This is a genomic window from Ethanoligenens harbinense YUAN-3 (assembly GCF_000178115.2).
In the GTDB taxonomy this organism is placed as follows: domain Bacteria; phylum Bacillota; class Clostridia; order Oscillospirales; family Ethanoligenentaceae; genus Ethanoligenens; species Ethanoligenens harbinense.
Genome location: NC_014828.1, coordinates 1,856,606 through 1,871,203, shown reverse-complemented (window position 1 = coordinate 1,871,203; position 14,598 = coordinate 1,856,606). Strand labels below are relative to the sequence as shown.

The window sequence follows — 14,598 nt, the reverse complement described above, 5'->3', positions numbered from 1 at the left end:
AAACCGTCTGTAATCCGTAATCTGGTGAAAAGCAAGTGCAATATGACGCAAGATCGCGGCATGCTTTGAGAAACGGATTGCAGCAGACGAAAGGGTTGTTTCTGGCACATCAAGCGGGTTGGTGAATTTCCAGGCGATTTTGCGGTCTCCGCGTTTATTTCAGGTACTGTTCCACAAAAAACTTGGGGCGCCCTTTGGTTTCCAGATAGATCTTTCCAATATATTCGCCGATGATGCCGACGCTTAAAATCTGCAAGCCGCCGATAGCCCAGATGGAAATGACGATGCTTGTCCACCCGGCCACGGTTTTTCCCAGCAGAAACAACACCAGAAAATAAATCAGCATAAGGATGCTGACCGAAAAAATGAGGAAGCCGGCCGCCGCGATCAGGCGGATGGGTTTTACACTGAACGAGGTAACGCCCTCCAATGCAAAGGCGAGCATTTTGCGCAGCGGATATTTGGATTCTCCGGCGAACCGTTCATGCCGTTCATATTCCACGACGGCGCTTCGATAACCAATCAGGGGCACAATGCCCCGCAAAAACAGATTGACTTCTTTAAACTGCATCAGCGCTTCGATAGACCGGCGGCTCATCAGCCGGTAATCGGCATGATTGTAGATGATATCGACGCCCAGCGTCTGCATCAGCCGATAGAACAGGAGGGCTGTCCGGCGTTTAAAAAACGTATCTGTGGTGCGGGAACTGCGCACGCCGTATACAATGTCGCATCCTTCGTTGTATTTTTTCACGAATTCGTCAATGGCATCAATATCATCCTGCAAATCGGCATCCAGGGTGATCACCATGTCTGCTTCATCCTTGACGGTAGATAACCCGGCCAACAATGCATTTTGATGCCCTTTGTTGCAGGAAAGCCGGATGCCGCTGATGCATGCATGTTCATTGTGCAACTGGGCAATCCATTTCCAGGTGCTGTCCCGGGAGCCGTCGTCCACAAATACGATCCGGCTCTTTTCCGATACCATCTGGTCGTGTGTCAGGCGGCCCAGCTTTTCCACCAGCCTTCTGCCGGTTTCAGGAAGGACGGCTTCCTCGTTGTAACAGGGAACCACAATATATAACGTATCCACGTCGGCCATTCCTTTCTGGAATTGTTTTGTGGCTGGTTGGTTCAGGCATATCCCGTTTCAAACGGACATAACGGTTTTATTATACAACAGGCTGAAAGCAGATACAATTCTTTCACCGGTGTGGGGTTTCAATTTTGTTCGGAAAACAAGACATTCTTTTAAAACATGATGTTTTACACAAAAATATTTAATAATGCAAAATGAAATAGTACTATAATACAAGAAACAGATGTTGAAGGGGGCGCTCATTATGAAACTGGATAGCAAAGTGGCTGTGATAACCGGGGCAAGTTCGGGCATGGGCAGAGCGATGGCGCTGCTGTTCGCAAAAGAAGGCGCGCATGTGATTGCAATGGACCGCAATATGGGCGGGTTAAAAACGCTGGCCCGGGACGCCGATGGAATGGTGGGAAGCGTCGGCACGTACGAGGGCGACGTGACCGACAGAAAAGGAATGGAAGTCCTGCTAGACCAAGTGGTGCAGAATCACGGGAAACTGGATATTCTTGTGAATAACGCAGGCATTATGGACGAAATGATGCCTGCCGGGGAAGTCAGCGATGAGCTTTGGGAGCGCGTATTGCATGTCAATCTGAACGGGCCGCTGTATTTATGCCGAAAGGCGATCGGCCAGATGTTGAAACAAGGGCAGGGCAATATCATCAACATTGCGTCCATCGGCGGCTTGCAGGGCGCAAGGGCGGGAGCGGCTTACACCGCGTCGAAATTTGCGCTGGTGGGCCTGTCGAAAAACATCGGGTTTATGTATGCCAACAAAGGCATCCGCTGCAATGCGATTTGCCCGGGCAGTGTGCAGACCAATATCGGTGTGGGTATTGCCAATCCCAGCGCGCTTGGAATGGAGCGGGCCATGTCGGGCATTGCGGGAAATCCCCGTATGGGCGCTCCCGAAGAAATTGCACGGGTCGCACTGTTCCTTGCTTCGGATGACGCAAGTTTTATCAACGGGGCGGTGATTGTTGCAGACGGTGGTTGGACGGCATATTGAAACAAGCGGACCGATAAGGCGCCCCGCATCCGGCCAATGAGCAGCGGATGCGGGGCGCCTTTGTCATGGTAGCTCGATGCCCTTGGTTTGGGGAAAAGCTTGTCGAGGGCGGATGTACTGTATATGTAAATACCTATGGTTAAAATAATATTATACAATTTTACATATGGAAAAACCTGTGCTATGATGAATCTGTAAAAAGAAGTCAGCCAATACAGTGGCAGAAAGAAGGAGTTTATTATGACGATCAGTGCAAGAAATCAGTTCAAAGGAACAGTCGAATCGGTGCAGGAAGGTGCGGTCAACGCGCTTGTTCATGTAAAAACAGCAGCCGATGACATCATCACCGCTACCGTTTCGCTCGAAGCAGTCAAAGAGCTTGGTCTGGCGGCCGGAAAAGAAGCTACCGCTGTGGTCAAAGCGACAGAGGTTCTGGTGGGAATCGGCGATGCCAAACTGAGCGCCCGGAACCAACTGGCCGGCGAGGTCACCAAAGTGCAGGAGGGGGCGGTGAATGCCATCGTCACCATCAAGACCGAAGGCGGTACGGAAATCGAAGCAACGATCTCTTTGGAAGCGGTTAAAGAGCTCGGTCTGGCGGCCGGGGTCAAAGCAAAGGCCATCATTAAGGCCACCGCTGTCATCATTGCCATCTGAACATTGTTCTGGGGCTCAATCGCAACCACCGGTTGCGCTGGCGGTTTGCACAAACCCTGAAAGGGCATATTGCCGCTCAGCATATCCAGGCACACGGATGGTTCGATAACCGCATTACTTTGACAGGCCGCCATAGAGCGGTCTGTTTTTATGTCTTCGTATTCTTGCAAGACGTAAACGGGCCCATGTTTTTTTCCGCGTGACCGGATCGTTTGCGCTATCCTCCGGCAATGGATTGAGTTTATATACTCTTCAACTTTTGGTTTGCATATTCGAGTGTGATAAACCCGGCACGTATTGCAGGACAAAACCTCCCTTTGTGTAGTGATGCGGACGGTAATCCCGCGTCTGCTTTGGCAAAGGGAGGTTTTCCTGTATCCAACGATGTTTCATTATGCGGGTTTGGCCGGTGGTTGACTTACGCTGAAGCCACAAAACAGAACTGACGCCGCTTAAAATACGGCGTCAGTCCATGTAACACTGCAATATCCGGTGATGGGGATCTTCTGTTGTTGTCCGCTAAGATTTGAGCCGGTTCAAGGCCGACAGACCCTTTGGGTTTGCAGGAAAAGTCGGGCGGCTTATCGGCAGCCTTCATGTTTACCGCATTTGCAGTCCGGCTGGTCGGCGTCCATATCGGAAAAACGGGGCGGGAAGAATTCGTCCACCGGGAAACGCAGGCTCTGGAACAGCTCGCAGGGGTCGCCGGGAGAAGAAGTCGTGCATTCTTTGTCCGGCACGCAAAAGTCATAAGCAGGGATCAGCAACTGCACGTTGCGTTCCAGTTTGACAATGGAGAACAGACCAAGCGTGACCAGCACGACGCGGGTGGGCAAAACACAACCGATGCTGCCTTCGATGTTGTCCGCAAAGATTTCAGGAACGTCCGTACCGTTGTCGGAGGTGCAGTCACGGTCTACCAGTTTGGCCGCCAGAAAGATCGGATCCACTGCTTCGCAGATGGCGCGCGGCGTGTTGCTGGTTGGACGGTTTTGGTCGTCGTCGCCACCCGGTTCGTAGTCGGAGCTGAAGATCTTGATGTTGCCTTCACTGCCGAACAGGATGACTTTTTTGTTGAAGCTGGCAAAACCGGTCACGATTTCGGATTTACTGCCGGAATGGCAGTTCGGTGTTTTATAGAGCTCCACCGTAACCCGAAAAATGTATGTGATGTCTACCGAATAAAAGCCCCGGTTGAACTGCACCGGCTCCACGTCCAGAAACACGCGGCACAACTCCGCGCAGCGGCCTTTTACGGTCGCGGCATTGTTTACGGCTTCCTGTGCTTCGTCAGGGAAATAGACCCGGAGGTCCTCGAAGCAGTCCTTGTCACTGCAGGAATCGTAAACACGCGGGGTATCTATGCACACAGCTTCTTTAAAGGTCTTGTGCCCGCTGGTATTTGCGGGGGAAGCTTTGCTGTCCGCCATAAAAATCCTCCTAAATGTATCATGTAATTTCACTACACTACCATTCTATGAGGGAGGACGGTGGATGTGATAGGCTTTGAGTTTTTTGAGCCAGGCAAGCGGCCGTCCGGCTTTTATGCGTAGGTGTCGAACGCAGTCTCGGACAGCGTATCGCCGCCCATTATTTTGACAGAGAGTGCCGTACCGTAGCTGAATGTTCCCGTGGTATCGCCTGGGATGCATATGGCAGGGGGATGGCCGCCGTTTTTTAGAATCTTCATCATATTCTCCAGAACCGCCTTTTCCTTGTGAAACTTGCGAATGGCAGTAGCGCGGCGTGACGCTACTTGCATCATAGGGTTATGCCCGTATGGCCCCGGTGGATCCGGGGCTATACGGGCGACTCGACAAATAGGTCATAGGGAGCCGCTTACCATACTGGAATAAAGAGCATACCGCATCGGCCGCTTGCGTTTGGATTTTCAGTTTCCAGATAGATGTTCCCCTGATTTTAGTTGGCCCGGCGTGAGTCTGCGTCGGTTTCGTTCAATATTTTAGATCGAGGGTTGACATTTCATGGGTGATGGGGTATATTAATTATAACAAAACATACATGTTTTATTATAATTAATATGAAACGATGTAATGGCGCACTTCTCCACAACGGTGTTTTGCAATATACACTATTAAAACGGGATGTCTCCCACCCATCCGCGTTTCTAAACATAGATTTTCAGATAATCTGCTCCATATAAGACGGTTTGCTGCTGACCGGAAAACCGGAGGCTATATCCTATATGGGTAATGAAAGAAGACGGTTTTGCTGGTTTTGTAAACGGTTTTGTTTTGGGAAGGATGACTTACATGATAAAAAGAAATATGCTGGTAGCAGTGTTTTTGCTGATGGCCGCAACGCTGGTATTTTCAGGCTGCAGCAGTTCCACCGCGCAAAAAACCACTTCGGAAAAGAAAACGCTTACCATTAGCTTTAACCCGGGCCCATACGAAGACGAGTTCAAAAATGGTGTTGCCCCGTATCTGAAATCCAAAGGCTACACCATCCATTATAAAACCTTTACAGACGGCATCCAGCCGGATATGGCCGTGTCGCAGGGTGAAATTGACGCCAATGTGTTTCAGCATACCATCTACTTAAATGCGATCAACCAAAAAGAAGGCATCAACCTGGTTGGTATTGTTCACGTGCCCACACCGCCGATGGGACTCTATTCCAAAAAGCATAAAAGTCTGACGGAAGTCAGCGATGGCGCGCAGGTCGTTGTGCCGAGCGACCCGACAAATCTGCTTCGCGCCATTACCATTCTACAAAAAGTCGGCTGGATCACAATCAAGAACAACATCGACCCGTTGAAAGCTTCGTTGAGCGATGTCACCGCCAACCTCAAAAACATCAAGATCGTGACGGTCGACAGCGCACAGGCCGTGCAGGCGCTGAATGACGCGGATTATGTCTGCATCCAAGGCAACTATGCCATTGCGAATAAAATAAAGCTCACGACCGCTCTGAAGCTTGAGGAGATGACGGATCCTTATGCCAATGTCGTGGCTGTAGACAGCAAAAACAAGAATAGCCAGTTCGCCAACGATATCGTCGCCGGTTATAAATCGGAAGCTTTCCAAAAATATATCAAGTCGAACAATATCTATGATGGGTACTGGTTGCCAAGCTATTTCAACAAGTAAACGGCAGACTTTTGCCATTTGGCCCAAGCACACGCGAGGTGTCTGCCAACAGATCCTCCCGGTTGTTTTGGGGGCTTCCCCGGAACGCTTGTCAGAAACGCACTTGAGGAGTTGACGTCGGTTTTGAATTTTGAGTTTTCCAATTTTTACAAGCGGCTTCCGTTCCAGTTTTTTGGCGCGCTCCAAAACAAGGTTGCGGCGTATCAAAGCAATGGAATCGACATAATCGACTTATCCATCGGAAACCCCGACCTGCCGACCCCGGGACATATCGTGCAACGGCTCAAAGAATCAACGGATGATCCGGACAATCACAGGTATCAGCCTTTTACAGGAAAACCGTCCACACTGGAAGCGGTGGCCGCTTTTTACCGTAGGGAATATGGTGTGGAGCTGGATCCGCAGACGGAGGTGGCCATTTTCCAAGGCTCTTGCATAGGCATTTTGGCTATTCCAAAAGTTCTGCTCAATCCCGGTGATTTTTTACTCACAACCGATCCTTGTTATCCCGCTTATCATACGGCCGCCGTGTTTGCCGGAGCATCCCACTATAGGATTCCGGTCTATGAAAAAGATGGTTTTTTGCCGAATTATACTGCGGTGCCGCAGAACGTTTTGCAAAAAATCCGGCTTTTGATGTTGAATTATCCCAATAACCCAACTGGAGCGGTTGCTACCCGGGATTTTTTTGCGCGCACGCTAGATTTTGCCGCGCAAAACCGCATGCTCGTCGTCAACGATTTTGCATATGGGGCATTCGGCTTTGACGGGCGCAAACCGCTCAGCCTGCTACAGACGCCGGGCGGCAAGGAATACGCCGTGGAGATCTACACAGCATCGAAAACATGGAACATGGCCGGGTGGCGGTTTGGCTTTGCGGTTGGTAACGCTTCTGTGATCGGCGCTCTGAAAGAGTATCATACGCATGCATACAGCGCTATTTTCGGAGCGGTTCAGGATGCGGCCGCAGTGGCTATGCTGGGGCCCCAAGATTTCGTCGGTGCGCTGGTTTCCACTTACGAGCGCAGGCGTGATTTGTTGATGGACGGGCTGCGTGCGATTGGCTGGGATGCCGCGGCCCCTGCGGGGACATTTTATGTGTGGCTGAAAGTGCCGGAGGGATACGATTCGGTGTCGTTTTCTGACTTGTTACTGGAAAAGGCCCATGTGGCGGTTGCACCAGGTGAAGGATTCGGCCGGCAGGGCAGGCAATATGTCCGCATCGGCCTGACCAATTGTGAAGAACGTCTGCTTGAAGCCATTAGCCGTATTGCACAGGTCGGAATTTTCGGATCGACGGAGCCAATCGCGGGAAGGGGGAGGGCGGATGGTCGAAATTGAGCTGCGAAATGTCAGCAAGATTTTTGAAGGCAAGCGTCAGAAAATCCACGCACTCAAAGGCATCAATCTACAGGTCGAAAAGGGTGACATCTTTGGTGTGATCGGTTACAGCGGCGCCGGCAAAAGCACGTTGATTCGCCTGATCAACTATCTGGAGCGGCCTACCACCGGGCAGGTGTTAATAGAAGGAAAACCCTTGGACACATTCACCCCGGTGGAACTGCGGAAGCAGAGAAAATATATCGGTATGATTTTTCAGCATTACAATTTGCTGGAGACCCGAACGGTTTTCGATAACGTGGCCATCCCGCTCGTGCTGCTTAGGCAAAACAAGGAGCGGATCCGCAAACGGGTGACGGAGCTGCTGCAATATGTCGGCCTTTCAGACAAGGCGAAGAGCTATCCGAAGGAGCTTTCCGGCGGGCAAAAGCAGCGCGTGGGTATTGCCAGAGCATTGGCCAGCAACCCCTCGATTTTACTCTGCGACGAAGTGACCTCCGCGCTGGACCCCCAGACGACCCAATCCATACTGGCACTGCTCAAAACGATCAACCAGGAATACAACATCACGATTTTACTCATCACGCATGAGATGAGTGCCATCCAGCAAGTCTGCAACCGCGTGGCCGTGATGGAAAAGGGAGAACTGATCGAGCACGGCACGGTGCTTGAGGTGTTTGGAAATCCCAAGCATCCCACAACGCAGAGTTTCGTGCAGACCGTCATCCGAACCGCCATTCCAGAAAGTGTTTCGCGCGGTCTTTCATTTAAAAAAGGGCAGCGTTTGTATAAGCTGCGCTTTGTGGGGGCGAATGTTTCCGCTCCCATCGTCAATGAACTGATTAAAGGGTACGACGTTCAGACGAACATTCTGTTTGCCGACATGAACGAGGTTCAGGATACAACTTTGGGTACGATGATTATTCGACTTCACGGCGAAGATGGGCAGGTCGCGCGGGCGGTTGCTTTTCTCAAGACCAAGGGGGTTGAAGTGCAGGAGGTGACCGGCGTATGACGGCTTTTTTGGCCGTGCAATCGTCTGCGGGGTCGTTGTTCCATGCTTTCGGGGAACTGATTGGGGTAAATGAAACGACGATCACGTCTCAGGAGTTTTTGCAGGCGATCGGTGAGACCTTGAAAATGGTGGGCATCTCCCTTTTTCTGGGAGCTCTCATTGGCATTCCCGTCGGCATTTTGCTGGTGCTTACGCGGCCGGGCGGCATGTGCGAAAAGAAAGTGCTCTACGCGGTGCTGAACACTGTGATCAACATCATCCGTTCGCTGCCGTTTATTGTTTTGATGGTAGCGATCATCCCTTTCACGCGGTTGATCGTTCACACCTCTATAGGTACGAACGCAGCCATTGTTCCGCTGGTGATCTTTGTCGCGCCATATATCGGCCGACTGGTGGAAAACTCGTTGCTGGATGTCAGCCCCGGCATTCTGGAGGCGGCGCAGTCCATGGGAGCGACAATGTTTGAGATCATCCGGTATTTCCTGCTTCCAGAAGCGATCGGTTCTCTCATCCTGGCACTGACGACCGCGACTATTGGCCTGATCGGGGCCACGGCGATGGCCGGTACTGTTGGCGGAGGAGGAATTGGAGATCTTGCGGTTTCTTATGGCTATGAGCGGTTTGACCGATTTGTCATGATTACCACCGTCGTCGTTCTCATCGCTTTTGTGCAGGGGCTGCAAACATGGGGGAACCGGCTTGCGTATATCGCGCGCCGGGAATAACAGGCGTTCCTGTGTATTTAGCTCAAAGGATATTTTTGTGCATACAACAGTGGGGGTTGGAACATGGTACAACTGAAAATGCCCGCTTATTATATCAATGAAAAAAACGCGCTTGATAAGGCGGGTGAAATCATTGCGCCGGCCGGGGAAAAAGCGTTGATCATCGGTGGGGCGACCGCATGGAATGTTTCGAGGCACCGTCTCCTTACCAGCCTGGAAGAAGCAGGCGTGACGTACCATCTGGAAGTGTATGCAGGGTATTGCACAGCCGAAGCAGTGAAAAGGTTTTCGGACATGGCGGTGTCGGAAGATTATGAAGTAGTCGTTGGTGTTGGAGGCGGAAGGGCCCTGGATACGGCCAAAGCGGTCGCCGACGGCGCACGTCTGCCGGTGGTTTGCATTCCCACCGTTGCGGGGACCTGCGCGGCATGGTCCGCCCTTTCCATTCTTTATGACGAGAAGGGCCGGCAGACCGATAATCTGGAGCTGCAATCTTCTCCATATGCCGTGATCGTTGATCTTGATATTCTGGCGAGAGCGCCGCTTCGCTACTTGGCGGCCGGGATTGGGGATACGCTGGCCAAATGGTATGAATATGAGCCGATATTGCAAATCGACCCGCAGAACTTTGCGCTGAAATTCCGGCTTGACTCATCCCGGTACGCGCTGGAGATTCTGGAGAACAAAAGTATCCCCGTCATTCATGAGCTGGCAGGCGGAAAATGCAGTCCCGATTTTTCAGATGTGATCGACTCCATCCTTTTTCTCGCAGGGTTGAATGGAAGCATCCAGGATACCGGATACTGCCCAGCGACCGCGCATGCTATCCACAACGGGCTAACTCAGCTGAAGGATACCCACGGAAGCCTGCATGGAGAAAAGGTTGTTTTCAGCCTGATTGCGCTGTTCTTGCTGGAAAACAAGCCCGAAAGCGAGATCCGCACGTTTATTTGCCAAATGAATGAACTTCATCTGCCGGTTACATTGCGCCAGTTGGGTGTTGAATCGGATGTGTCGGCTAAAATCCGTTTTGCGGCAGGCACGATCGACATTGAAAAATGGGGGTTTTCACGTCTGAATTTCACCGTCACGGCCTCGCTTATTGCGGAAGCCCTGCTGAAGGCCGATGAGTTGGGGCGCGAAAGCTTGAAAACGGCGGAGGCATCCTGACCTCTTTTATGTGTTTGAGTGGAATCCAGACAAGACCGGAGGTGTTTTGATATGCCATCTTTGAGTGAAAGAACGGAGCAGTTCACCGATTCCGTCATCCGCCGGATGACACGGGTTGCCAATCAATACGGAGCGATCAATCTTTCGCAGGGGTTCCCGGATTTCGACCCGCCAGATGAGTTGAAAGCGGCATTGAAAAAGGTGGCAGAAGGAAGTGTCCATCAATATGCAGTCACATGGGGCGCCCAAAATTTCCGCCAGGCACTTGCGGAAAAGCAGGCGCGGTTCATGGGCATCCCGATTGACCCTGAGACGCAAATCGTCGTTACCTGTGGTAGCACTGAAGCGATGATGGCGGCGATGATGACCGTGTGCAATCCGCAAGATAAGGTCATCGTGTTTTCACCGTTTTATGAGAATTATGCGGCGGATGCGATCCTCTCGGGTGCGGAGCCGATTTATGTCCCGTTGAAGCCGCCGCATTTTCACTTTGACGCCAACGAATTGGAGGCGGCGTTTGCGCAGCATCCCAAGGCGCTGATTTTATGCAATCCTTCCAACCCGACGGGCAAGGTGTTTTCCCCCGACGAGTTGCGGCTGATTGCGGGGCTTGCGGAAAAATATGACTCTTTTGTCATTGCCGACGAAGTATATGAGCACATTATTTACGAGCCGTATCGGCATACTTATTTCGCTGCACTGCCGGGTATGTTTGAACGGACCATATCGTGCAGTTCTCTGTCCAAGACTTATTCCATCACCGGCTGGAGGCTCGGCTATCTGATCGCCCCGGCATATATCATCGAGCGGGCGAAGAAGGTGCATGATTTTTTAACTGTCGGTGCGGCATCCCCATTACAGGAAGCTGCAGTGACTGCTCTTCGTTTTGAAAACGGTTATTATAAACAATTGCAGAAAATTTACGAGGAAAAGAGAAGCCTTTTCCTTGAAGGGCTTAAGCGACTGAACCTGCCGTTTACGGTGCCGCAGGGTGCATATTATGTCATGGTGGATGTTTCTGAGTTTGGCTGCACGGATGATTTGCGGTTTTGCGAATGGCTCGCAAGGGAGGTCGGGGTCGCAGCTGTGCCGGGATCTGCTTTTTTTCGTGAAGACATCCGGCACTTGATTCGTTTCCATTTTGCGAAAAAAAATGAGACGTTGGAGGCGGCCCTCAATCGTCTGGAATCGATTCGGCATAAACTTCCACAAACAGCACGCGGATGGTGAAGTGCCCCGCTCTGTGTGGCAATGGCCTGTTGGGAAAAGAGGCCCTGTCCGGGACAGCGGCCGCCAAAAACAGGGCGATCAGGCGGTTCGGCGGGTTCACTTGATTCGCTCCCGCATGGTTTTCTGTAAAATGTCTAGCAGGCCAAAAGAAGCCGTAGGCTACATCGGTTCGCGATGTGGCCTACGGCTTTCCGGTTGGCAATCCGGGTGCGATATCCTGTTTTCGGCAGCGGCAGGGGGCATTCGTTTGAAGCGGCGAGGCTTTTGTCAGGTGGACGTTTTGGCGGACAGCGCCTGCCGGAACGCAGCCTGCAGGTCGTCTGCGATGTCCTGTTTGTTCTCGATCCCCACCGACAGCCGGATCAGCTGGTCGACGATGCCGACTTTCCGGCGTATCTCATAGGGGATGGAGGCATGGGTCATGCTGGCCGGGTGGCAGACCAGCGATTCCACGCCGCCGAGGCTTTCTCCCAGCGTAATCAGGCGGACACTTTTGAAAAAGGCGCGGATGTCGTATTGCTCATCCAAAACGAACGAGATGATTGCCCCCGCGCCGCGCGCCTGCCCGTTCTGGATATCGTATCCGGGGAAGTCGGGCAGGCCGGGATAATACACTTTTTTTACCGCGGGGTGCTCCCGCAAAAAGGTGGCGAGGAAAGCGGCGTTTTCCAGATGCCGGTCCAGCCGGACGGAGAGCGTTTTGATGCCCCGGATGAGCAGCCAGGAGTCAAACGGCTCCAAAATGCCGCCGGTGGCGTTTTGCAGGAAAGCCAGCCGCTCCGCCAGCACTGAATCTTTTACGACGGCCAGCCCGGCAACCAGGTCGCTGTGCCCTCCCAGATATTTTGTCGCGCTGTGCACAACGATGTCGGCCCCCAGTGTCAGCGGGCGCTGCAGATAGGGGGTCATGAACGTGTTGTCCACGATGGTGAGCAGGTGGTGTTTTTTGGCCAGCGCGCTGACTGCCGCAATGTCCGTGACCGTCAGCAGGGGATTGGCCGGGCTTTCGATCAGCAGCGCTTTCACGGTCGGGTCGATCCGGCTTTCCACCGTGCCCAGACTCGACGTATCCACAATCTCGTATGCCAGGCCGAACGGCTTGAAGACTTTGTCGAGCACGCGGAACGTGCCGCCGTACACATTGCTGGAGATCAGCAGTTTGTCGCCGGAGCGGAACAGGAGCAAGACCGCCGTGATAGCGGCCATGCCGGAAGCAAAGGCGAAGCCTGCCGTCCCCTCTTCCAGTTCCGCAATCAGTTTTTCCAGCGCTTCGCGCGTGGGGTTGCCGGTGCGGGAATATTCATAGCCGTTGTTTTCGCCCAGGCCCGCCTGCCGGTAGGTGGAGGTCTGGTAGATGGGGACGCTGACCGCACCGGTCCGTGCGTCGCCGTCGATGCCGCCGTGGATCAAAAGGGACTCCGGATGCAGGTGATTGCCCGGTTGTTGATTTGCCATTCAAAATTCTTCTTTCTGCGTGAGGATTTCAGGATGCGGCCGTTTGCAGCGGCTGCAGAGACGCCGTGTGGAACGCCTGCTTGAGATCGGCAATCAAATCGTCGGCATCTTCCAGACCCACCGAGATCCGGATGGTGTCGGGCGTGATCTGCGCATGTAACTGCTGGGCCGGTGTGAGTTCTCCGTGCGTGGTTTTGGGGGAGTTGACGATGAGCGAGCGAGCGTCGCCCACGTTCACGTGGTAGCTGAACAGCTTGACGGCGGTGAGGAAGCGCTCGGTCTGCGCCTCGCTGCCTTTCCAGCCAAAGCTGAAGACCGTGCCCGCGCCTTGGGGCAGGTATTTTTTCGCGCGTTCCGTGTGGCGGTAGCCGCTGGTGCCCGGATAGCTGACCCACGCCACATCTTCGCGGCTTTCCAGATACTGCACCAGCTTCTGTGTGGTGGCGACCTGCTTGGCGACGCGTTCCGACAGCGTTTCCAGGCCGATGAGGAACAGATAGGCGTCAAACGGCCCCAGCGCTGCGCCGATGTAGTTGAGGTAGACCAGACGGATGCGCGCGGTGAAGGGTAGGGAAGGAAACGTATCCAAGAAGCTGCGTTCCTTGCCGTTGCCGTCGCGCAGGGTGTAGAGCTGCTCGTGGAATTGAGGGAACTGTTTGCTGTCCCACCAGAAACGGGCGTTTTCGAGCACAAAGCCCGCAATCAGGTTCCCGTGTCCATTGAGCAGCTTCGTTGCCGAATAGACCACGATGTCCGCGCCGAATGCAAATGGATTGAGCAGGTAGGGCGTAGCGAACGTATTGTCCACGATGAGGGGAATGCCATGCGCGTGGGCGATGCGCGCAAGCTCCGAAAGATCGGCGACGACGGCTTTGGGGTTGCTGATGGATTCGACATAGATGGCTTTGGTTTCCGGTGTGACCGCCTTTTCAAACGATGCCGGTTCTTCCGGGTCTTCCACCAGGTCCACCTCGACGCCGAAACGCGGATAAATCTTCTTGAAGCTGTCGATGGTGCCGCCGTAGAGCTGTGGGGTGGTGAGGATGCGCCCGCTGCCGTCCGTTACGTTAAACAGCGTGAACGAGATGGCGGCCATCCCCGACGAAAGCCCGACGGCGCCGGTCGCGCCAGGGTGCAGTTCCACCAGCCGTTTTTCTGCGGCTTCCACCGTGGGGTTGCCCACGCGGGTATAGATCGGGCCGAATTCCTCGTTGGAAAAAAGCCGCAAAGCCCTTTCCGGCGATCCCAGGTTGAACGCCGCCGTCTGGTAGATCGGCACCGCTACCGATTGGTTGTGCTCCGAGGGGTCATATCCGCCCCGCACCTTCAGCGTGTCGAACCGATAAGATGGATTTGACATAAGCCGCGAGCCCCTTTCCTTTCCACAACCTGCGGTTGTGGGCAGCCGGTTTGTCACAGGGCCTCTGGTTGTCCAGTCGGTCACCTTAAAAATACGTAATTTTTTCTGAACAGGGAGCGCACACGCATGCATGTGCCCCGCCGAAACCGAAGCAAAGGGTCATACATCGCACGGCTCCTTGTTTGCAGCACAACCACCAAGCACGATCTGTACGCAAAAGATGCACCCTACCTTTAATTATTAAACTGATTAATATAATATGTATTATAGGCTGTTTGGCTGCCTTGTCAAGCATTTACAGAAAAATATATGTTTTTAGATATGTATTGACATATTTCCAAAAACAGCATATGATAAACCATATAATATAATTCATATATATATTATAATAAATAAACGCGGCTTGGCAGGTGTTTGACATGCAAGA

General features: G+C 52.8%; 13 protein-coding genes. 8 read left to right on the top strand and 5 right to left on the bottom strand.

The window, feature by feature from the left end; all coding sequences use genetic code 11:
• Positions 1–154: 154 nt before the first annotated feature.
• Positions 155–1,105 (bottom strand): glycosyltransferase family 2 protein, encoded by a 951-nt coding sequence (locus tag ETHHA_RS08735; protein WP_041686799.1) that lies wholly within the window; start codon positions 1,103–1,105, stop codon positions 155–157.
• Positions 1,106–1,346: 241 nt separating this feature from the next.
• On the opposite strand from ETHHA_RS08735, the gene ETHHA_RS08730 reads away from it, so the two are divergent.
• On the top strand, positions 1,347–2,105 hold the full coding sequence (locus ETHHA_RS08730) for an SDR family oxidoreductase (protein ID WP_013485613.1): 759 nt from the start codon (positions 1,347–1,349) through the stop codon (positions 2,103–2,105).
• Positions 2,106–2,345: 240 nt separating this feature from the next.
• On the top strand, positions 2,346–2,762 hold the full coding sequence (locus ETHHA_RS08725; RefSeq protein ID WP_013485612.1) for a TOBE domain-containing protein: 417 nt from the start codon (positions 2,346–2,348) through the stop codon (positions 2,760–2,762).
• Positions 2,763–3,343: 581 nt separating this feature from the next.
• Here the strand turns inward: ETHHA_RS08725 and ETHHA_RS08720 are convergent.
• Together ETHHA_RS08720 and ETHHA_RS08715 are read right to left on the bottom strand one after the other, a co-directional pair.
• Positions 3,344–4,192, bottom strand: coding sequence for a hypothetical protein (locus tag ETHHA_RS08720; RefSeq protein ID WP_013485611.1), 849 nt, complete (start codon positions 4,190–4,192; stop codon positions 3,344–3,346).
• Positions 4,193–4,305: 113 nt separating this feature from the next.
• A complete protein-coding gene (locus tag ETHHA_RS08715; protein WP_041686798.1) occupies positions 4,306–4,527 on the bottom strand; it encodes a hypothetical protein in 222 nt (73 codons plus the stop codon).
• Between the two features lie 508 nt (positions 4,528–5,035).
• Between ETHHA_RS08715 and ETHHA_RS08710 the strand changes: the two genes are divergently transcribed.
• From ETHHA_RS08710 to ETHHA_RS08685, 6 genes are all read left to right on the top strand, one after another.
• Positions 5,036–5,875, top strand: a complete 840-nt coding sequence (locus tag ETHHA_RS08710) for a MetQ/NlpA family ABC transporter substrate-binding protein (protein WP_013485609.1) — start codon at positions 5,036–5,038, stop codon at positions 5,873–5,875.
• A gap of 18 nt (positions 5,876–5,893) precedes the next feature.
• Positions 5,894–7,216: an aminotransferase class I/II-fold pyridoxal phosphate-dependent enzyme gene (locus ETHHA_RS08705; RefSeq protein WP_243112254.1), complete on the top strand. Its 1,323-nt coding sequence runs from the start codon at positions 5,894–5,896 to the stop codon at positions 7,214–7,216.
• Positions 7,203–8,231 (top strand): methionine ABC transporter ATP-binding protein, encoded by a 1,029-nt coding sequence (locus ETHHA_RS08700; protein WP_013485607.1) that lies wholly within the window; start codon positions 7,203–7,205, stop codon positions 8,229–8,231. Before ETHHA_RS08705 ends, ETHHA_RS08700 begins: the two co-directional genes overlap by 14 nt.
• Positions 8,228–8,956, top strand: a complete 729-nt coding sequence (locus ETHHA_RS08695) for a methionine ABC transporter permease (protein ID WP_013485606.1) — start codon at positions 8,228–8,230, stop codon at positions 8,954–8,956. The genes ETHHA_RS08700 and ETHHA_RS08695 overlap by 4 nt, the downstream gene beginning before the upstream one ends.
• Positions 8,957–9,019: 63 nt before the next feature.
• Positions 9,020–10,126 carry an iron-containing alcohol dehydrogenase family protein gene (locus ETHHA_RS08690; protein ID WP_013485605.1) on the top strand — a complete coding sequence of 369 codons (1,107 nt, stop codon included), beginning with the start codon at positions 9,020–9,022 and terminating at the stop codon, positions 10,124–10,126.
• Between the two features lie 51 nt (positions 10,127–10,177).
• On the top strand, positions 10,178–11,356 hold the full coding sequence (locus ETHHA_RS08685) for a pyridoxal phosphate-dependent aminotransferase (protein WP_013485604.1): 1,179 nt from the start codon (positions 10,178–10,180) through the stop codon (positions 11,354–11,356).
• 267 nt (positions 11,357–11,623) lie between these two features.
• Here ETHHA_RS08685 and ETHHA_RS08680 read toward each other — a convergent pair whose 3' ends face one another.
• Positions 11,624–12,811: a trans-sulfuration enzyme family protein gene (locus tag ETHHA_RS08680; RefSeq protein ID WP_013485603.1), complete on the bottom strand. Its 1,188-nt coding sequence runs from the start codon at positions 12,809–12,811 to the stop codon at positions 11,624–11,626.
• A 28-nt stretch (positions 12,812–12,839) separates the two neighbouring features.
• Positions 12,840–14,171: an O-acetylhomoserine aminocarboxypropyltransferase/cysteine synthase family protein gene (locus ETHHA_RS08675; RefSeq protein ID WP_041686797.1), complete on the bottom strand. Its 1,332-nt coding sequence runs from the start codon at positions 14,169–14,171 to the stop codon at positions 12,840–12,842.
• Positions 14,172–14,598 lie beyond the last annotated feature (427 nt).